Annotated in this window: 12 protein-coding genes and 1 pseudogene; 7 read left to right on the top strand and 6 right to left on the bottom strand. The window is 45.8% G+C overall.

What is annotated here, in order from left to right:
* Positions 1-146 precede the first annotated feature (146 nt).
* The 5 genes from C825_RS02540 (at position 147) to C825_RS02520 (ending at position 5,594) form a co-directional block, all read left to right on the top strand.
* On the top strand, positions 147-941 hold the full coding sequence (locus C825_RS02540) for a DnaJ domain-containing protein (RefSeq protein WP_010801292.1): 795 nt from the start codon (positions 147-149) through the stop codon (positions 939-941).
* A gap of 58 nt (positions 942-999) precedes the next feature.
* A complete protein-coding gene (locus tag C825_RS02535; RefSeq protein WP_009860606.1) occupies positions 1,000-1,611 on the top strand; it encodes an SIS domain-containing protein in 612 nt (203 codons plus the stop codon).
* A gap of 19 nt (positions 1,612-1,630) precedes the next feature.
* Positions 1,631-2,554 carry a carbohydrate kinase family protein gene (locus tag C825_RS02530; protein ID WP_010801291.1) on the top strand — a complete coding sequence of 308 codons (924 nt, stop codon included), beginning with the start codon at positions 1,631-1,633 and terminating at the stop codon, positions 2,552-2,554.
* Positions 2,555-2,630: 76 nt separating this feature from the next.
* Complete coding sequence (locus C825_RS02525; protein WP_010801290.1) at positions 2,631-3,689, top strand: tyrosine-protein phosphatase; 1,059 nt, start codon at positions 2,631-2,633, stop codon at positions 3,687-3,689.
* A 123-nt stretch (positions 3,690-3,812) separates the two neighbouring features.
* A complete protein-coding gene (locus C825_RS02520) occupies positions 3,813-5,594 on the top strand; it encodes a DEAD/DEAH box helicase (RefSeq protein ID WP_044215015.1) in 1,782 nt (593 codons plus the stop codon).
* Positions 5,595-5,662: 68 nt separating this feature from the next.
* On the opposite strand, the gene C825_RS02515 is transcribed toward C825_RS02520, so the two are convergent.
* The gene (locus C825_RS02515; RefSeq protein WP_010801288.1) at positions 5,663-7,237 is read right to left on the bottom strand and encodes a beta-N-acetylhexosaminidase; all 1,575 of its coding nucleotides are present in this window, start codon (positions 7,235-7,237) and stop codon (positions 5,663-5,665) included.
* Positions 7,238-7,343: 106 nt separating this feature from the next.
* Here C825_RS02515 and C825_RS02510 point away from each other — a divergent pair, with 106 nt between their 5' ends.
* Both C825_RS02510 and C825_RS02505 read left to right on the top strand, forming a co-directional pair.
* Positions 7,344-8,954: a dipeptidase gene (locus C825_RS02510; RefSeq protein WP_010801287.1), complete on the top strand. Its 1,611-nt coding sequence runs from the start codon at positions 7,344-7,346 to the stop codon at positions 8,952-8,954.
* 31 nt (positions 8,955-8,985) lie between these two features.
* A complete protein-coding gene (locus C825_RS02505; protein ID WP_010801286.1) occupies positions 8,986-10,155 on the top strand; it encodes a C1 family peptidase in 1,170 nt (389 codons plus the stop codon).
* A gap of 28 nt (positions 10,156-10,183) precedes the next feature.
* On the opposite strand, the gene C825_RS02500 is transcribed toward C825_RS02505, so the two are convergent.
* The 5 genes and pseudogenes from C825_RS02500 to C825_RS02480 all read right to left on the bottom strand — a co-directional run bounded on the left by C825_RS02500 (position 10,184) and on the right by C825_RS02480 (position 21,194).
* Positions 10,184-11,539, bottom strand: a complete 1,356-nt coding sequence (locus tag C825_RS02500; RefSeq protein ID WP_010801285.1) for an ATP-binding protein — start codon at positions 11,537-11,539, stop codon at positions 10,184-10,186.
* Positions 11,540-11,674: 135 nt separating this feature from the next.
* On the bottom strand, positions 11,675-12,772 hold the full coding sequence (locus C825_RS02495) for an aldose epimerase family protein (protein WP_228100162.1): 1,098 nt from the start codon (positions 12,770-12,772) through the stop codon (positions 11,675-11,677).
* A 15-nt stretch (positions 12,773-12,787) separates the two neighbouring features.
* On the bottom strand, positions 12,788-14,932 hold the full coding sequence (locus tag C825_RS02490; protein WP_010801283.1) for an alpha-galactosidase: 2,145 nt from the start codon (positions 14,930-14,932) through the stop codon (positions 12,788-12,790).
* Between the two features lie 20 nt (positions 14,933-14,952).
* Complete coding sequence (locus tag C825_RS02485) at positions 14,953-17,739, bottom strand: glycoside hydrolase family 2 protein (protein WP_010801282.1); 2,787 nt, start codon at positions 17,737-17,739, stop codon at positions 14,953-14,955.
* 168 nt (positions 17,740-17,907) lie between these two features.
* Positions 17,908-21,194 (bottom strand): annotated as a pseudogene (locus C825_RS02480) (tetratricopeptide repeat protein).
* Positions 21,195-21,203 lie beyond the last annotated feature (9 nt).

Raw genomic sequence — 21,203 nt, 5'->3', positions numbered from 1 at the left:
AGTACGTATAGTAAATCCAAAAACATCGGGATCTATTTTATATTTGTTCGGGAACAAAGAAACGGTTTCTCATCCTCCTTATACATATCATATATCATCCCAATAAAATAATTCATATCTTTGCCGGAAAAGTATACAAAAATCGTATGGGAATAGGAAAATGGATCGGCGGCATTATCGGATTTATGGCTTTAGGGCCTTTGGGCGCTCTGGCCGGAATCGTATTCGGCTCTTTGTTTGATGAAGGGATCAATCAGACGGGACAGGCATACGGCGGAAGAAGTTATGAAAGTGCCCCCTCCCCGGAAGACAGATATACGGGCCAGCGGAACAGCTTCCTTTTCTCCATGCTCGTGATGGCATCGTACATCATCAAAGCCGACGGGCGGATCATGCACAGTGAAATGGAGTTTGTGCGCCAGTTCCTCAGAAGAAATTTCGGAGAAATGGCCGTATCCCAGGGGGAACAGATTTTACTGAACCTTTTCGAACAGCAGAAACGCATGGATCGTGAAAATCCGATGGCTTTCAAAAATACCATCCGGGAATGCGGAACACAGATCGCATACAACCTGAGTTACGAAGAACGCCTGCAACTCCTGGCTTTTCTGGCCCAGATCGCCAAAAGCGACGGGCATGTATGCGCGGAAGAGATAGAAGCTCTCAAAGAAGTAGCCTTATCCATGGGATTATCGGACAGAGAGGTCGAGTCGATGCTTAATCTGGAAACAAATACGCTGGAAGAGGCTTACAAGGTTCTTGAAATAACACCGGAAGCAACCAACGAAGAAGTACGTGCCGCCTATCGCCGGCTTGCCCTGAAACATCATCCGGACAAAGTGGCTGTCTTAGGAGAAGATATCCACAAAGCGGCCAACGAAAAATTCCAGCGCATCAATGATGCTAAGGCAAAAATTTATAAAGCCCGGGGAATGAATTGATTTTTTTAATCGTATTTTTGCACACTGTTAGGATAATTGTATAATTAATAAAGTATCTATGTCACACGAAGCAATCGCCTGCATCCTGCAACAGGAGGCTGAAGCAGTACTGAATATCCCGGTAACCTCCGGCTATGAAGAAGCAGTAACTCTTATTGTCAAATATGTTCACGAACTGGGAGGGAAACTGATTACCAGTGGAATGGGAAAAGCCGGCCAGATTGCCATGAACATTGCTACCACCTTCAGTTCGACCGGTACGCCGGCCTTTTTCCTGCATCCCAGCGAAGCACAACATGGCGACCTGGGTATCGTGCGTGACAATGATATCATGTTACTGATCTCCAATTCTGGAAAGACACGCGAATTGCTGGAACTGGTAGAACTGACACGCGGTCTGGTGCCCGACATGAAATTTATCGTTATCACCAGCAATTCGGAAAGTTCGCTGGCAAAAGATGCCGACGTATGCCTGCTTACGGGAGCTCCGAAAGAAGTGTGTCCGTTGGGACTCACTCCGACCACTTCAACGACGGTGATGACCGTTATCGGGGATATTTTGGTGGTAGGTACGATGAAAAGGATCAATTTCAACAATAAAGACTATGCCAAACGGCATCACGGCGGTTACCTCGGATCGAAAAGCCGCGAACAGAGCAAGAATGAATAGACTATAAACAGCCCATTATATGAGAAAAGTTATTGGCATCGGAGAGACGATTCTCGACATTATCTTTAAGAACGACCAGCCGCACACAGCCGTGCCGGGCGGATCAGTCTTCAACGGATTGGTGTCGCTGGGGCGTCTGGGAGTCCCGGTTTCTTTCATCAGCGAAGTCGGCAACGACCATGTAGGTGAGATCATCCGTAGATTCATGGAAGAGAATCATATCTCGACAGAATTTGTAGACCGTTTCCCGGACGGGAAGAGTCCGATATCGCTGGCTTTCCTCGACAATGAAAACAATGCCAATTACACTTTTTATAAAGATTATCCCAAACAACGGCTGGAAGTTCCGCTACCGGTCATCAATGAGGACGATATCTTTATTTTCGGCTCTTATTACTCCCTGAATCCGGCTCTGAGAGAACGGATGGTTGAATTTCTGGAATATGCGAAAGAACGGAAAGCGATCATTTATTATGATCCGAACTTCCGGAAAGCGCATGCCCATGAAGCGATATACCTCACTCCCACCATCCTCGAAAATCTGGAATATGCAGATATCGTACGTGGTTCGGACGAAGACTTCTTCAATATTTTCAGAAAGACAGAGGTAGAACGGGTCTATGCCGACCATATCAAATTTTACTGTGAACGGTTCATCTCCACACACGGGGCAAACGGGGTGAATCTGTACACAGGCAAATTGTCCGAACATTTCGATACCGACATGATCAATCCGGTCAGTACTATCGGTGCCGGAGATAATTTCAATGCCGGTATCATCTACGGATTATTGAAATATAATATCGGATATCATGATCTTTCGACCATGAGCAAAGAAACCTGGGAAAAGATTATCCGCTGCGGCATGGACCTTGCGTCTGAAGTATGCCAAAGCTATGATAATTACATTTCTAAAGAATTTGCAACCTCATACCGCCAGTAGTCTTAAATATCATTAACTCCGGTACGAAAAAGGGCAGGAATTATTATCTTTGTAATGTATGTATGCTAGAAAGACGATGTTAGTAAAGATTTTTTCTCTGTTTGCTTGTGTTACGTTGATAACGGGTTGTTCCTCCAACAGTCCGGAAATACGGACGCTCTGCCTGCGCGATGATATAGGGAATTATATTCTGAAATGGGAAACCGAACCGCAAATGGAAGGTATACTTAAGATGTATGTTTCCGACGATCCCGAATCGTTCAACAGATCTCTTCCCGCAGGATATGCCAACATAAAAGACGGTGTCACGACTTATATCACCAACGATAATATGTCGCGTAAATATTTCCTGTTGTCTTTCAACGATAAATATTTCAAGACGATCGGTGCCCGCTCCGTATCGATGGACAGCCTCCAGAATCTACGGGAAATCGGTGGCTACGGGACTGCCCACAACCATAAAACGACCCGCTGGGGACAGGTATTCCGTTCCGGACAACTCAGCTCCCTGAGCGAATGGGATTCGATCCGTCTGAACAATCTGCATATCAAAACGGTTATAGACCTGCGCGGGAATGATGAAGTAGCAGCCAGTCCGCTACGTTATTCCAATGCAAACATCGTACACATCCCTATTCCCATAAAGAATATGGATCACGTAGTTGCCCGCATACAGGAAGACCGGATGCGTAAAGGAGACGGAATCCTGTTCATGCAGGACACTTATTTGCAGTACGTTACTGATTACAGCGAACAATACGCTAAGGCGCTCGATGTTTTTCTGGATAAGGATAATTATCCGATCCTGATTAACTGCTCGATGGGAAAAGACCGTACGGGTTACCTGACCGCCATACTGCTGTTTGCTCTCGGAATACCGGAAGAAACAATCATTAAAGATTACATGGCTTCCAACGAGAACATCAATATCGGACATCTGGCCTATATGGCACGCGACCTGAGTACAAACGCACAGGAAACGATCACCACGCTGGTCACTGTCAACGAAGGGTTGATCGACCTGGTCCTGAAACGGATCCGGAAAGATTACGGCTCGGTAGACAAATATCTGTCAAAAGGATTACATCTGACAGATAAGAAGCGGGATACATTAAAAGAAATTATGTTATATTAATGTGAATCCGAATTATTTATCTACCTTTGTACCCTCTGAATTTATTATATACACATATATCACATTTTGAAAACATTTGAAGAATTAGGAGTTGCCGCCCCCATATTGAAGGCAATTCAAGAAATGGGTTACGAATCGCCCATGCCGGTACAGGAAGAAGTGATTCCTTTCTTGCTGGGAGAAGACAACGACGTAATTGCATTGGCACAAACAGGAACAGGAAAAACAGCCGCTTTCGGTCTGCCCATCCTGCAGAAGATCGATGTGACAAGATATCAGCCTCAAGCACTCATACTTTGTCCCACCAGGGAACTTTGTCTGCAAATTGCCGACGACCTGAATGATTACTCCAAATATATCGACAACCTGAAGGTGTTGCCGGTATACGGAGGTTCCAGCATTGAAAGTCAGATCAAGACGTTAAAACGTGGCGTACATGTAGTGGTAGCGACACCGGGACGCCTGCTCGACCTGATGAACCGTAAGACAGTCGATCTGGGTACGATCCGGAACGTTATTATGGACGAAGCGGACGAAATGCTGAACATGGGATTCACCGACAGTATCAATGCGATTCTGGCTGAGGTTCCCCCCGCACGTAACATGTTACTTTTCTCCGCTACAATGCCGCAGGGTATTGCCAGCATCATGAAGAAGTACATGAAGAATCCGAAAGAGATCGTTATCGGGAACAAAAACGAAGGTAACAAGAACATCAAGGATATCTACTATATGGTTCGTGCACAGGATAAATACCTGGCATTGAAGCGTATTGCCGACTTCTATCCGAACATCTACGGTATCGTTTTTTGCCGTACCCGTAAGGAAACACAGGAAATTGCCGACAAACTGATACAGGACGGTTACAACGCCGATTCGCTGCATGGCGAACTGAGCCAGGCGCAGCGCGACTATGTGATGCAGAAGTTCCGTGTTAAAAACATTCAGTTGTTGGTTGCGACCGATGTCGCTGCCCGCGGACTGGACGTGGATGACCTGACTCACGTAATTAACTACGGTTTACCTGATGAAGTAGAATCTTATACTCACCGCCGTGGCCGTACAGGTCGTGCCGGCAAGACTGGTATTTCTATTTCCATCTGCCACGTAAAGGAAAAAGGTAAGATACGTCTGATCGAGAATATCATCAAGAAGAAATTCGAAAAAGGTGAAATGCCGACCGGACACGACATCTGTGAAAAGCAGCTTTTCAACCTCGTCGACCAGATCGAAAAAGTGAAGGTGGACGAAGAAGAGATCGCAACACTGATGCCGCAGATCTATCGTAAACTGGAATGGCTGGACAAGGAAGACATCATCAAACGTGTTGTTTCGCTGGAATTCAACCGTATGATCGACTATTATAAAGATGCTGACGAGATACAGGAAGTAGACGAACGTTCGGCCCGTCTCGACCGTGCAGAACGCGGCGAACGCCGTGCCCACAATGCAGAAGAAGGTTTCTCACGCTTCTTCCTGAACTTCGGCAAATCAGACGGCTTATATCCGAACCAACTGATCGAACTTGTCAACAAATGCGTACCGGGTAAGGTTCGCATCGGCAAGATCGACCTGCGCGACAACTTCTCATTCTTCGAAGTAGAGGAAGGCGAAGCACAGCGCGTAATGGACAGCATGAACGGTTTCGAGATCGAAGGACGCCGCATCTCCGTTGAGCCTGCGCAGGGCAAAGGCGAAGGCAGAAGCAGCCGGGGTGGAGGATTCAGCCGTGGAGGAAATAACTCACGCGGTGGCAGTGGCTCCAGAGGCGGTTATAAGGGTGGCGGTGGCTATAAAGGCAAACGCGACGGTGGTTTCAGCGGCAGCACAACCGACAGACGCAACAACGAAAAACCGTGGAGACGTGAAACGTCAGACCGCAATGCCCGTAAGAAAAGATATTAATCTATATTATAGATAACAAAAAGAAGGGGCGGATCGTAATAGATTCCGTCCCTTCTTTTTATTTCAGATCAACCATTCTGCAACACATCTTCTTTTTCCGGAGCATTCGGCTCAGGAGTCGAAGCCGGATCAAACGGATTGAAGTAATAGATACCTAATGAATCCAGATATTGCAGGAAAACAGGCAACTTCTTCATAAAGAGACTGCATTCTTTTGCCTTGGCAGGTGTCCAGCCATCTTCGGCAACAGCGACAAGGCGGGGGAAAGTCATAAAGTCCAGACGTTTCTCATCTGCCACACGTTCCGTCCACAATGAGAACTGTAAGCCCATCACCTGGTCTTCATAATCTTTCGTCAGGTGAATAATAGGTTCCGGGAAACGGTAGACATCTTCGATCGCATTATAACCGTTCCACAGACGGCCCACCTTATGTTCGCCATACTGGACAAAGTCTGCATAAAACGGACGGCGCGGTGTCATAATCACATTGTAACCATTCTCCAGCGCTTTTACCAGCTGGTGTTTACGGTCATGACGCCACCACATCACAATTGCTTTATCGGGAGAAACACCGGCATCGATGATTTCATCCCAACCGATCATGGTTTTACCTTTAGAGGCTACAATATCAGCTGCGCGTTTCACGAAATAGTGCTCCAGTCCGGTTTCATTCTGCAATCCTTTATCTTTGATGAACTGCTGGATTTCGGGATCGGTAAACCAGCTCTGGTTACCGTAATGAACCTCATCCCCACCGATATGGATATATGGAGAAGGGAATAAAGAGACGATTTCATCGAGAACATCGCTGATAAACTGGTAAGTCGTCTCCTTGCAGGGGTGGAAAGTAAAACCGTCCCATTTGCCTTCGCCGCCACCGGACAGTTCCGGATAAGAACGGCTGACAGCGGTAGCATGTCCGGGCATATCGAATTCCGGCACTACCATAATATGACGTTCTGCCGCATAAGCCACGATCTCCTTTATCTCTTCCTGGGTATAAAATTTAGCCGAGGCTTCCGGATCATGCCAGTTACCGATAGCACCGACAGAGGTCAGCTTCGGATATTTCCTGATCTCGATACGCCAGCCCGGTTCGTCGGTCAAATGCCAGTGGAAAATATTCATACGGAGGGAAGCCATAATATCCAGATATTGTTTCACCTTCTCCTTACCGAAGAAATGACGGCTTTCATCCAGCATAAAACCTCTCCAGCCATAACGGGGCTGATCTGTAATCTTACAAGCTCTCACTGTTCCTTTTCCAAAACGGGCCAGTTGTTTCAGGGCCTCTTTCGCATAGAAAAGGCCGGATTCCGAAGAGGCTTCCAGTAAAACGGATTCCTGACTGACTGTTAATGAATAAGCCTCATCCGGCATTTTCAGTTTTTCATCCAATACCAGTCGAACCGTGCCTTTGGAAGGTGTTCCTGATAAACCCAGTCCTTTTAGTTCAGACTGTAGTTTTTTAGCCAATTCATCGGCATATCCGCCATTCCCGCTGATCGGGGAAGCCGTGCCGATTGTAAACGATCCTTTGCCTCCCGAAACCTTCGCCGGTGTGGGGAACAAAGCAAGTTGTGCAAATGCCGGCAAAGCAAGAAAAGCCAGCAATACTACAATAGATAATAGTTTTCTCATGGGATTATAATTGTTATGTTATCGTACACACCTTAGATTTGGGCAAATATATGCAATTATTCCGATACAGTTTGTATCTTTAGCCATTAAATCAAATGACAAACACATGAACAGATTGTTTCTCTTTACTCTTACACTTATCTGCCACTGTCTGATCACAACTGCGCAGGAGATTGAATATGCCCAACCGGTCAACACACCGGAAAGTTGCACTAGTATTATGGTCGGCAAGAAAGCCTCTGCCGACGGCTCGGTAATGACCAGCCACACTTGCGACGGAAATTACCGTACCTGGATGGATATTGTTCCGGCCGCCACCTATGACCGCGACACGACCGTCGCCATCCGGAACGGACGGATGCATACGGAATATCCGGACGACCAGACCAACGTCGAGTTAAAAGGAACCATCCCGCAGGCCCGTTCCACCTATCAGTTTTTGAATACCTCCTACCCTTGCCTCAACGAAAAACAACTGGGCATCGGCGAAACGACCATTTCCGGACGGAAAGAACTGGTTAACAAGAAAGGCATGTTCATGATCGAAGAGTTGGAAAAGATCGCTCTTCAACGCTGCACGACTGCCCGTGATGCCATTCGCCTGATCGGTGAACTGGTCAAAGAACACGGCTATGGCGATTCCGGCGAATGTCTGACAATTGCCGACCCGGATGAAGTCTGGATATTTGAAGTCTTCGGTGAAGGGCCGGACAAAATCGGCGGTGTCTGGGCAGCTGTCCGCATTCCGGACGACCATGTCAGTGTATCGGCTAATATCTCCCGCATATCGACTTTGGATTTAAAGGATAAAGACAATTATATGGCATCCGCCAATGTCTTCGATGTTGCCAAAAAGATGGGATTCTGGGATGGGAAGGAACCGTTCCGTTTCTGGAAGGCTTACAGCGGAGGGAATTATTTCGGCGAACCGAAATCGTTTAGCCTGCGTGAGTTCTTTATCCTGAACAGCCTTGCTCCTTCCCTGAAGCTATCGTATGATTCGGAAGAACTGCCATTGAGCGTAAAACCGGATAAGCAGGTAGCCGTAACCGATGTAATGGCGCTTTTGCGTGCAACCTATGAAGGGACAGACTGGGATACAACCAAAAATCTGAAAGTCCCATCCAAAAAGAAAGACAGTTCGGATAAAGATTCTATCACCAGTCCGGCAGCCAATCCCTGGATGACGACCGATATGATCAATATGTTGAATGAAGTAAAACCCAGGACGGTCGACCGCAACCGTTTGGTAGCCGTTCCCCAATGTTCTTACTCCCATGTTATCCAGTTACGAAACTGGCTGCCTGATGCAGTCGGAGGGGTTGCCTGGTTGTCTTTCGACAATCCGGGACAGAGCCCGCGTATTCCTATTTTCTCCGGTTCCACCGCACTTCCTCCGAGTTTCGGTATCTGCGGACAGCATCGCCATCGTACCGATGCCGCCATCTGGTCGTTCCGCGAAGCCAATAAACTGGCAACTGTACGCTGGGGACTGACAAAAGAGAAAATGCAAACAGCCATCGCCCATTTCGAAGAAAAAGGACAAACAGAATTACCTTTTGTTGAAGCTCAATACAAACAAATCCAACAAACGAAAGGCGATGAAGCTGCAAATGCTTATCTGACCGGCTATACTTCCGACTTTGCCGGCGCCGCCATGCAACGCTGGCGCGAAATGGCTGACGAGTTCTGGAAAATGTTTGCACGAGGTTTCTAAATAACGATTACAAACTATTAAATCATATTTTATGAAAGCATTATTCATATCCTGCGCCTTGCTGCTTTCCGCACTCAGCGCATTCGCCCAAGGCTATCAGTTTACCGAAGTCGTGACAGTTCCGGCTACCCCGGTAAAAAATCAGGCAGCCACCGGTACTTGCTGGTGTTTCGCCACCACCTCATTTATGGAATCGGAGTTATTACGCATGGGAAAGGGAGAATACGACCTCTCTGAAATGTTCATCGTACGCCAGAAATATATGAACCAGTTACAGGATAATTACCTGCGACGTGGCGAAGGAAATATCGGACAAGGCAGTCTGGCACATACTTTTAAAAATGCATACCGTCAGGTAGGAATCGTTCCCGAAGAGGTTTACAAAGGGATCAACTACAATTCCGAACGCCACAATCACAGCGAAATGGCTCAATATATGAAAGCTATCGCTGATGTTGCGGTAAAAAATAAGAAACGCAGCCCTGAATACGACAAACTGATACAAAACCTGTTCGATACCTACCTGGGACAGCTTCCGGCTACATTCACTTACAAAGGGAAAGAATATACTCCCAAGACATTTGCTAAATCCCTGGGACTGAATATGGACGATTACATCGAACTGACGAGCTTCACCCATCATCCGTATTACGTAAAATTCGACATCGAAGTACCGGACAATTGGGAACATCAGCTTATGTACAACCTGCCACTCGACGAAATGATCGAGACAGTCGATTATGCCCTGAACAACGGTTTCACCGTATGCTGGGACGGTGATGTCAGCGAAAAAGGCTTCTCCTTTAAGAATGGCGTAGCCATCAACCCGGAAGTAAAGAAGGTGGAAGACCTTTCGAATACCGACCGTGCCCGTTTCGAAAAGATGGACGAGAAAGAGCGCCTGGAAGAAGTATACAAGTTCGAACAGCCGTATCCGGAAGTAAAAGTAACCCCAGAAGTCCGTCAGGAAGGTTTCGAAGCATTCGTGACTACCGATGACCATCTGATGCATCTAACCGGTATCGCCAAGGACCAGAACGGCACCAAGTACTACATCACCAAAAATTCATGGGGCACAGACCGTAATAAGTTCGGTGGCTACCTGAATATGTCGGAAAGCTTCGTCCGCGCCAAAACCATTTATGTAATGATTCATAAAGACGCGATCCCGAAGGCTATCAAAACAAAATTAGGCTTATAAAAACAATTAAGGAACGCGGAAGCTAGCGTCATCCGCGTTCCTTAATAGCCATATACGACTCAATATAAGCAGACAACATACCTGTTAGACAATACGGCATATTTATAAGAGTAAAACTCTTGCTTTCGGAAATCTTAATTTCTTCCTGGTGATAAGGTCCTGCATACAAACGAATCGCCAAAGATGCTCCGGATAAATCCATATACATCAGCAATGATTTCAAATGTCCGGTAGCTCCCGCTTTCACTTCCACAGGTATATGGCCATAAGCAGAAGGATATAAGAAATCAACCTCTGCATTGGAAGTTTTTTGCTCTCTTATCCAAAACTGAAGAGGTTGCAGATAATTATCAGAGTGAGCAATCAGTTCCTGCCCTACGATATGCTCGGCAATCCTTCCTTTATAAAGATTATTCAAGTCTTTAGAAGTAAACACTTCTTTCTGTATATTAGAGAAATAGTTAAGCATGCCGGTATCCAATACCTGTAAACGAGGTGACCGTTTAATATCAGGGGTAAAAGGAAGCATCGTCTGCGTTGTCGGATAAGTAAGATGCAGAATTAACGCCTTACGCAAAGTACGCATCGCTTCTCCTACTTCTTTCGAAGAATAAGCCGATTCCCCGAATCCGGCAAACTTGATGCGCTCACCCGCTTCCGCAAAACAAGAACGGATACAATGGCGCATCACCTGCATCTGATTCGTTGTTTTCGCATACTTCTCCACATCATCCAGGTAAGACAGAAGAAGCGAATCATATACAGGTTTGACCTGCGATAAATCCTTTGTGACTACATAACGATACACCGCTTCAGGCATTCCTCCTACCAGCGTATAGGTATGAAATAGCTGCATCAATTTATCAACCGCATAATCAGGAACCGGAACTTGACGATAGGCATTCAATGCATTCTTTTCGCCCAAAGCTTCCAAAAATTCACCGAACGTAAACGGATACATATAAAGATAATCCACACGCCCTACCGGAAAACTGACATCCCGATCGAAAAGCGATTCCAACAAAGAACCGGCAGCAATCACATGATATTCCGGATATTCTTCATAAAAATAGCGCAGCATATTCAAAGCAGACGGGACTTCCTGAATTTCATCTATAAAGATTAATGTATCAGCCTTCCCCTTTTCGCCATCTTTCAAGAAAAAGATCCGATCAACTATTTTGTGTATATCACGCTCTCCCTCAAACGATTTTGCATCATCCGTTTCCAGATTCAGGTAAATAAACTGTTCGTAATTGACAGCGAACTGCTTCACAGCCGTAGTCTTTCCTACCTGTCGGGCTCCCCGCAAAACCAACGGTTTCCGGAAAGGTGACTGGCTCCATGCCTTTAACTTATCTTCTATGTTTCTTCGAAATTCCATATATCATACTGTTATACAATGACAAAGATAACAATTATATTCAGCAAAGGCACAAAGTAAGGGTAAATTATGCGCTCAAATGGAACAAAGTAGGGGTAAATTCGCTCTGATAAAGAAACAAAGTAAGGGTAAATTTCAATCCGAAAGAAAACAATACTCAGTGATATGCCGGTACTTTTCCACTTTATCAATCAAGATAGAGGAGAAAGACGGCTGGTTCGGAGCATCCGGATATCCCTGGGTTTCGATAGCGATACCGGCACTGGCATAATAAGGAGTACCCCCCTTTCCAATATCCGTTCCGTCCATAAAATAACCGTTATATACCTGCACAGATTGTTGATTTGTATAAATATCCATCTTTCTTCCGCTGATTTCATCTGATAAACAAGCAGCAAAATTCAATTCTCCACCACTTTCTCCGTCCAGAGCATACGCCAGGGAAAAACCTTTGCCTTTTTGTATTTGTGAATGTTCTTCTGTCAAAGACGAAGCAATAGTGTGGGGCAAACGGAAATCCAGCAAGGTACCGTTTACAGGTAATAACCGGCCCGTAGGGATTAATTCATTATCACATTCAATGATAGCGGAAGCATTCAGGGTTAGATTGTGAGATAAAACATTCTTTTTATCCGTAATACCAGAAGATGATTGCAGGTTAAAGAAAGCATGATTCGTGAGATTGACAGGTGTTAGGCGGTCGGTTGTTGCTTCGCACTCCATCCGCAGGGTATTATTATCTTTCAGCAAGTAAGTCACCTTTACTTCGAGGTTTCCCGGATAGCCTTCTTCCCCGTTTGGGGAACAGGTTGTAAATTCAACAGCTTCCTCTCCGGAAGGAGTGACAAACAGGCGGGATTTCCAGAAACGATTGTGAAAAGCGGCCATTCCACCGTGCAAATGATTGCGGACAGGTTTTCCATAGGCATCATTGGAAGCCAGTAAAAACTCTTGTCCCTCTAAGGTAAAACGGGCATTATTAATTCGTCCGCAGACACGGCCCACTATCGCACCATGATATTGCTCGCCTGCCGTCAAATAGCCGTCGAGCGTATCGAAACCAAGGAGAATATCCCCCATACAGCCATCACGGTCGGGTGTCCACATACTCACCCAACGGGCACCATAATTGGTGAATTGGGCGACAAGGCCATTACGGTTCTTTAGTGTAACCAATTCAGCGGAAAAGGTTGAGCCCTCTCCGCTGAATGCTGATGCAGACAATAAATTCATCTGACAAACCATGTATTATTGTTTTACAATCTTAAATATACGGCTTTTGAATGCTCCGTACAAGGGAAATTCCACTCCGATATTCATCAACAGACGACCGGCATAAAGACCATCCATACCTTCAATCCGGTAAGAGGCATCAGGTTCCAGACCACGCAGCTTTACCTTTTTAGAACGTTTGGTTTCCGGTATGGCATTATCCGGATATTCCGCCAGATTATACACAAACACAACTGATTCCGATTTTGGTTTATTGACGAACTGGAGTACGCTCCGGTTATGTTCGTAAGGCGATATCAGACGGTAATGATCACCTTTGTGAACTGTTTCACGGATTTCTTTATAAAGAGCAATCTTCTCACGGGCAACCTCTTTTTCCTTATCAGACCATTTCGTAATATCATAACCAACACCCAGGACACCGCACAGGGATACATCGAACTTAAATTCAAGCGGATGCCTCTGGTTATGCCAATCTTCCTGCGTCACCCAGCTAATCATTGAATTAGACGGGAAAGCATTCAGGAAAGAATACTGGATAAACGTACGTTCCACCGGGTCGGTATTGTCGCTTGCCCAGCAGAAATCGGTACGGGCCATCATACCCAAGTCTACCCTGCCGCCACCTCCGGCACAGTTTTCAAACCATACTTCCGGGAATTCCGCACGCAATGTTTCAAACAAACGGTACAGGTTCTCGATATATTTAATACGAACGGCCCGCTGTTCATCGGTCGGAGCCGACAGGAATCCAGGTTCCGTCACCCCTCTGTTCATATCCCATTTGATAAACTTGATATTGTTTTCACGTAACAACGTAGAGAAGCAGCTATATAAATACTGATAGACATCTTCACGTGCCAGGTTCAGCATCAACTGGTTACGGGTTTCATGCCGGGTGCGGTTCGGATAATGGAACACCCAGTCGGGATGCTGGCGGTACAGGTCACTGTTCGGATTTACCATTTCCGGCTCTATCCAGATACCGAAATCCAGTCCCAGAGCATTGATTTTCTCGATCATCGGTTGCAAACCGTTAGGGAATTTATTCTTATCGACCGTCCAGTCACCCAGACCGCCTTTATCGTTGATACGCCCTTTAAACCAACCGTCGTCAATAACAAAGACTTCAACGCCCAAATCTTTTGCGATCTTTGCCAAAGCCAGCTGATGTTCTTCATTCACATCAAAAGTGGTAGCATACCAGCTGTTATATAAAACCGGACGAACCTGATCGCGATGAGAAGGATACAGAACTTTCTCACGGGTAAACGAAGCCAGGTTCTGCGAAACACCTTCCATCCCCCGGTTGGTATATCCGATCATCATTTTAGGAGTGGTAAAACTCTTTCCGGGCTGTAGAACCAACAACTGGTCCCAGAAATTTATTCCTCCGGTAACCTGAACTTCGCCGGGAGCATATTTCTCAAAGTCCATCCGCCAGTTGCCACTATATTGTAACGAGCCGAACCATACTTCGCCGCAAGTCTCCTCCTGTTCGCCTTCGGGTCTGATTGCAAAGAAAGAGGAACCGTACGAACGCAGGTCTTTTGTCTGAATCGTCTTCAATCCCTGTGTCAGTTTGGTTACATTCATTTGATATTCATAGCCCCATCTGCCGGACAGATGCGTCAGCTCATAAGCGTTCTTCGGAAGAAAGAACGTTCCGGACTGGGCATTTTCTATTTCAATATTCCCTTTCTTTCCGGTATTCTTTATTTCTACCCATTTCTCAAGCAAATCGTATTCCGGCAGAACACGGATATATTCGGTAACAGCCAACGGATAATAGTTATCCTTCTGACGGATAACCAATGTGGCATACCCATCCTGCGTCAGTATTTCCGACCCTTCGTAAGTAAGTTCTATATCCCTTACCCGGTCTTTAAAAACGGCTTCCAGCATCGGTGTCGTAGCAGAATAACCGCCACGGACAGTTATTTCTTCTCCCAGCGGATTCCGTAGCATGTCCGGATTCTGACTTTTATCGCCAAAATAGAACATATTCACCTTTCCCTGATCCGAAACACGGATCTGATAGATAAAAGAACGTGTTGCCAACGTCCACGACTTTCCGTCGCTACCGGCAGTAACAGGAGATTGCTGTGCCCAAGTCATCCCTGCCATTAAAGCAAATAATACGATAAACAGCTTCTTCATAAGTTACATCTTTACATTAATCAATAAATATCTTCCGGATTACTTGCTCCCGAAGAGAGGCCGGACTTTAACAATTGAGCCAAAACATCCGATTCCATCGCACTTGACGGATCAAACGAATCACTTTTCATATATTCAAGCAAACTAAAATACAACTGCCGGGCTTCCGGACGCTGTTCCCAGTCCGACAATATATCCATTGAGCAGAAAAGCAATTTTCCTTCACCTACTTTTGCTTCAAACAGGTTTGACAAACGGCGGTTATTAGCAAAGTTATCGACAACTTCCACCAAAGGGGTCACGGACGGCAAAGTATCCATAACAATCGTTTTTGATTGCTTCAGCAGTGACCACCATTGCCAATCGGTATAATTGCCTGTCGGGAAATGGGCGAATGCCGGATGGGACGCATCACAAAGAATTCCCATCGAACCTGCCTGCTTCGGAAAATGAACCGGACTCCAGAATACAGGGACAAATTTACCTTCCAACCCTTCTATCTTTTTATAGTCCGGATTATATAAAACCTTCTTTCCATCGGCAAGCGCCTTCTGAGTTTCCCGTAAATCACGGGTAACAACGACATCATCCTTCACCGGATTCAATTGGGATGGATATACCCAAATACTCCATTCATTCTTATAGGGAGTATTATCCAAAGCAACGGACAGGAGTAACCGAGCTGCTTCCTGCTGCGCCAACGAACAGGTAATAGCCTCCGGCAATCTATTCAACCCGATTGACAGCGAAGGGCAGGACATCATGCCTTTTCCTATTTCTTTTCCTTTTTCATCTTTCAGTATCCAGGAAACAGACTGATCTTTCAGTTCTTTATCTGTGAAATTAGCAACTTCGACAGACGCTGTAAAAGATTCCCCACTCGTATAAACTGCTTTCGGGAAACGAACCAGAGGTGTTACCGGCGAGCAGGCCTGACGGAATGTTTCTGCATCAGTTACACCTTTGCTATCCCAAAAGGCATCCAGCAATCCGACTAAAGCAGTTCCCTGCCCCGGGAAGTCATGCAGGTCCAATAACTGGAAACCGCTGCAACCTGCCGTTTTCATCGCACGTTCAATCTCTTCTTTATATAAGATAGCCGCCAGATAACCGGATGCTTTCAGGTAATCGTCAGCCTTATCCAATAAGCCTTTTTTCTCCAGTTCCTGCTTTACGCCTTTAAAGTTTAAAGGATCCAGGACTCCGGTATATTTACCTATCTCTTTCAGGTTAGGAAAAACAGAATATTGCCCGATCTCATGAGTAACAAGCGGGACATTCATTCCTTCGACAGAAGCGATATAGTCCTTGTCGAACGAAGGAGACTGGGAATCGAATACCCCCTGGCCTCTCACCCAGCCTTTCTTAGTCCATTGCGTAATAAAGAAATCGTCATCCGGTTCAGGCCAGTCACCATGTCCTCTTTCAAATGTAAAAGAAGTGGTTGTATATAAATGTCTCGGGTCCTGTTCTTTGGTATGCTTCAACAATCGGGATAAGAATTCAAAATCCGGTTGCAGTTCATTCCCCAGGCTGAAGAAACAGAAAGAGGGATGATTGCCATACTCTGCAAGTATACGGTCAGCTTCAGCATACAGGAAGTCGTTTGTATGAGAATCTTCTCCCACTTTTACCGACCATAGCGGAAGCTCTACCTGTAAATAGAATCCCAATGAATCTGCCACCTGGAAAGCGGCTTCGGGCGGACACCAGGAATGGAAACGCAGATGGTTCAACCCCCATTCGCGAGCCGTAAGGAACACTTTCTTCCATCCTTCCGGTTCCATCGGAGGACGTCCGGTCAGCGGGAAGATACAACATTCGAGTGTTCCTCGCAGAAAGACCTTATTCCCGTTCAATAGCAGGTCCGATTGATTCCGGCTGAATTCGCGCATGCCAAACTTTGTACTCCTTTCCGTTTTAACCGAACCTGCATTCACCTCTAAATCCACTTTATATAATACAGGGTTAAACTCATTCCACATTTCTATCGAGTCCCCCATTGAACAGGTCAGATTTACAAGGTTTTCGCCTGATTGAAAATCCACTTTTTGTTTAAGGGCAGATACGACCAATCCACTTTTTTGATTTTCCACCTTTATCGAGAGCGAACCTTCTGTAGCTTCACCCGTATTGGAAACTTTTCCCTTTATACGGATTTGTTTACCTGATACGTCCGGATAAACCTGCAAATCTTCGATGGAAAGGGCTTCTTTTGCTATCAGAGAAATATCGCCGATTATACCGTTCCACATAATCTGTGTTTCGTTGGTATAAGCATGTGCCATATCGTTTACAGTAATATCATGTTGTTTCCTGTTGTCCACACGAATCGTCAGTTTGTGTTTACCGGGCGTCAGATAACCGGTCAGATCGAATCGATGCGGACTTATCAGGCTTTCACAACTTCCCTGCACAGGGTTATCATCTACCCAAACAGAAGTTTGCCAGATAACACGTTCGAGTTTTAGTTCTATAGACTTCCCTCCCCAATCCGATGGAATGGATACTTCCCGCGAATACCAGGCCGGACCGACATAACTGTTTTTACGAGTCAGATGAAGAATCTGCGGCTTCTCCACTGAAGGGGGAAGCGTATTCGGAATGCCGTATCCCGCTTCATCGGTCGTTCCCGGCAGCTGTATTTTATCAGCAAACGAACGTTCAAACCATTTCTCCGTTATCCCGACATCCGTACTGTCCATGGCAAACTGCCACTTGCCTGCCAAAGAAATCTCTGACGATGGCTTTTGGCAAGAAGTCAGCAACATCAGTGTTATACATATAGATAAAAAAAACTTCAACATATTTATTATTTCTTCTTTAAATGAGTATCTCCGAAAATGCCATAAAAAACCAGTTTTTTCAAGAGGCATGAACAATGCTGTTCCGATAGCACGAACAACGTTGTTCATATACCGTGAACAGTACTGTTCATACACTATGAAAAGCACTGTTCATGCCATCGGAAAAGATCAGATCATCTTCTGATGTATCTGAACTCCCTGATGGTTATTATCCATTTCGGCAGCGATATCGAAATATTTCATTGCTTTCTCGTTATTACCTAATCCCAGGTGGCCTAATGCCATCAGGTAATTGCAGTGGATACGGTTCTTTTTATTCATATCGTCTTCCCATATCTGTAAATCAGGTAAGGATACAGCGAAATAATCCATCTTAAAGACATCATACAGATGCTTTTCGCCATAAGAAATCAGGTTATTAAAGCGTCCGCGAGCTTCTTCTTCACGTTCCAACTTACGTAAAGCCAGTCCCTGATAGAATATCTTATCCGGTTTCTGATCGTTATAATACATAGCGGCAGCCGGTTGGCTGTTTCCGATACTGGCGGCCAGGAATAATTCCGTCGCTTCTTCTTTACGTCCCAAGCCGGACAGAGCACAGGCTTTATAATAATTGAAGTCGTTTTCCTGTGCACCATATAGTTTGCCTTCGCCCAGATTATGCGGATAGATGAAACATTCCTCAATCAAGGCCAGAGCTTCTTCATATTTCTTTTCAGCTAATAACTGCTTTACTAATTCTACACGAGCCAGCTGGTATTGTGCCGGGACCTTGCCTTCTCCCCCTTCCCACGGATGGAACTTACGGGCATCGATCATACGGATTGCTTCTTCATATTGTCCGAGTTGATTCAGTAAAGTGACATATTCCAGATACAGGTCATCACGCTGGAAAGCTATGTCTTTATGCTTTTCAAGGAAAGCCAGACGATCTTCATGCGAACAATTCAGGCGTTTATACAACTGATCGAGCTCCATCAGGATACGGGCATCCGTCATATCGAGCGCAAAAGCCTTTTCAAGCAGAGTAACCGCCTCTTCCTGCCTATTCAGCTTATTGAAATAAGCCAGGGAAAGGTTACGCAAGACGGTCGGGAAGGTATCATCCTGCTGCATGGAAGTCTCCCAGCAGGTGATTGCTTCCGGATACTGACGCTTGTCGTACCACAAATTACCCAGATAATACAAGGCTTTCGGAGTTTCTGTTGCAAACCCGATAACAGACTGTAGAGCAAGAATTGCCTCCAATACATTGGGGAAACAACAATCAGGCAATTGCTGTTCCGCTTCACGGATAGCTGCCAAGGCCTCTTCTTTACGATCCAGTTGAATCAGGAACCAGCTTTTATAATAATGAAGCATAGTCTGTCCCGAAACATTTTGGCCGATAGCCGTTTCAGCCGCCATCAATGCTTCCTCCCAACAGCCGGCAGATGCATAATCCAAGGCCAGTTCTTCATAATTATGGGCCTCCGGACGCATCAGAGCGAGCAATCCTTTCAGGTCAGCCTCAACTCCGGTAATCAGATATTTTTCAAAACCACAACCGAAATTAAAACGGTCGATACGTAGAGAATCCTCAATCAAAGCCAGTGCCTCATCCTTCCGTCCCAGATGGCGAAGGATAGCCGCTTTCAAATGGCGTCCCCGCAGATTATGCCAGTTGCGAAGTAAAGATTTATCTATTTCATAGAGAGCCTCTTCCCAATCCCCGCGTGCTGCCGATAACTGAGCCAGGGAATAGTAGCCGGCATCCTGCCAGGCTGCATTCCAACAGGCTTTATAGAAAAAGTCATATGCTTCTTCTGTTTTCCCCTGATATTTCAAAGAAAGACCCAGATTATATAATGGCTCGCCATCATAAGGATTCGGATTACGTTCCGTCAGTGTTTTCACCGCCTGTCGCAGATAAGGTTCTGCCTTGGCAAACTGACCTTTACGAATCAACCACAACCCCATCGCATTATTATTACGTACATCAGTCGCATCACGGCGAAGTGCTTCTTCATAATAATCAGTTGCCGAATAAGTGGCATGGCGGTATTGTTCCAGATGTAAGCCTGTCAGATACAGCTGTTCGGTGGTACGCACATCTTTCGGGTCAAGAGCCGCTTTGGCGGGTTCGGGTACTTCCTTAATCACATCGGGTTCCGGTTCCCAGTATAACATCTGCTTCCCTTTTGCGTTACGGATACAGACTTTCACATCGCACAAATCTGCAACCGGAACAAATTCCTCCAGTATATTTTCGGGAGTAATATCACGGGTAATATCCAGACAAACCTCTCCGGATTTCTCCACGACAATATGCAAATCATTCTGCACGGACGTAGCGAAAACTTTTAATAAAGCGCCCTTTCCATCGGGTTCCAGGTTCATCAGAAGGTCGGAAGAGGCATTCTTCACCACACCCAGTTCGCGATAAGGCATGAAGTATTGGGTAAACGTTTTTTCTTCATAAGGCTGAAGCCAGGTGAAGTCAGGCTGGTTGTCGGTATAGACACCGGTCATCAGTTCGATATAAGGGCCGTCGGAATCTGTCAGGTTACGATCCCAGGCCTGTCCGAAATCGCCATTACCCCAGGTCCATTGCTTCTTACCCGGCGAGATATGATGGTTTGCCACATGAAGCACACCGGCACGTGTATCATTCTCATATCCCCCACAAAATTATAGTTGGAACGGATTGCCATATAAGAGGTAGGAACAGGGATATTCTTATAACGGGAAATATCCACTCCTGCCGAATAATCCATCTTATAGTAAGTACCGGTAGCAATCGGATAGCGTGACACATCACGTTTACCATGATCGAACACGGCATTTACATCGGCAGGGAACACCGATTGATAGGCATCATTTACGGCCACAGCCGGATTCGCCCACCAAAGGAAAGTCTGCGGTATCGGTGTCGGGTTATACAGTTTTCCCTGAATCTCCAGGACAGCCCGTCCCGGACGAAGGGTAAAACCGACCATCCCTTTCTGATGGAACATACGTTCACGCTCGCTCACCCAAACGATGGCACTGCCGTCGGCACAACGTTCGATCGTATAATCGATCGGCAGGAACGTACTCGGACGATGATGTTGCGGCCAGTTGAACTCGATTCCACCGGAAATCCACGGACCGGTCAAACCGACCAAAGCTGGTTTAATCACATGGTTATAATAGATGAAATGACGGTTTTTGATTTTATCGTATGCCATCTGTACACGTCCGCCCAGCTCCGGGAGGATCATAACTTTGATATATTCGTTTTCAAGATAAACAGCATGATAACTCTTTTCTTCGCAGGTATCTTCAATCTTTTCCACTACCGGATAAGGATACACCACTCCACTGCTTCCCTGGTAAACACGCTTCTCCAGGAACATCGGATTCTTTTCGGCTTTGCCAATACCGTAAGTAGGAAGAAGGATATCTTCTTCCCACACTTTCACATTTTCACTCATTTCAGTATA

The organism is Parabacteroides sp. ASF519 (assembly GCF_000364265.2).
In the GTDB taxonomy this organism is placed as follows: Bacteria; Bacteroidota; Bacteroidia; order Bacteroidales; family Tannerellaceae; genus Parabacteroides; species Parabacteroides goldsteinii.
Note: the sequence above shows the minus strand (reverse complement) of the source record. Positions and strands in the feature narration are given on the sequence as shown.

What these genes read in the sequence shown, in the direction of transcription:
- C825_RS02540 (WP_010801292.1), top strand. Translation starts at nt 147, where the DNA reads ATGGGAATAGGAAAATGGATCGGCGGCATTATCGGATTTATGGCTTTA.
- C825_RS02535 (WP_009860606.1), top strand. Translation starts at nt 1,000, where the DNA reads ATGTCACACGAAGCAATCGCCTGCATCCTGCAACAGGAGGCTGAAGCA.
- C825_RS02530 (WP_010801291.1), top strand. Translation starts at nt 1,631, where the DNA reads ATGAGAAAAGTTATTGGCATCGGAGAGACGATTCTCGACATTATCTTT.
- C825_RS02525 (WP_010801290.1), top strand. Translation starts at nt 2,631, where the DNA reads ATGTTAGTAAAGATTTTTTCTCTGTTTGCTTGTGTTACGTTGATAACG.
- C825_RS02520 (WP_044215015.1), top strand. Translation starts at nt 3,813, where the DNA reads ATGGGTTACGAATCGCCCATGCCGGTACAGGAAGAAGTGATTCCTTTC.
- C825_RS02515 (WP_010801288.1), bottom strand. Translation starts at nt 7,237, where the DNA reads ATGAGAAAACTATTATCTATTGTAGTATTGCTGGCTTTTCTTGCTTTG.
- C825_RS02510 (WP_010801287.1), top strand. Translation starts at nt 7,344, where the DNA reads ATGAACAGATTGTTTCTCTTTACTCTTACACTTATCTGCCACTGTCTG.
- C825_RS02505 (WP_010801286.1), top strand. Translation starts at nt 8,986, where the DNA reads ATGAAAGCATTATTCATATCCTGCGCCTTGCTGCTTTCCGCACTCAGC.
- C825_RS02500 (WP_010801285.1), bottom strand. Translation starts at nt 11,539, where the DNA reads ATGGAATTTCGAAGAAACATAGAAGATAAGTTAAAGGCATGGAGCCAG.
- C825_RS02495 (WP_228100162.1), bottom strand. Translation starts at nt 12,772, where the DNA reads ATGAATTTATTGTCTGCATCAGCATTCAGCGGAGAGGGCTCAACCTTT.
- C825_RS02490 (WP_010801283.1), bottom strand. Translation starts at nt 14,932, where the DNA reads ATGAAGAAGCTGTTTATCGTATTATTTGCTTTAATGGCAGGGATGACT.
- C825_RS02485 (WP_010801282.1), bottom strand. Translation starts at nt 17,739, where the DNA reads ATGTTGAAGTTTTTTTTATCTATATGTATAACACTGATGTTGCTGACT.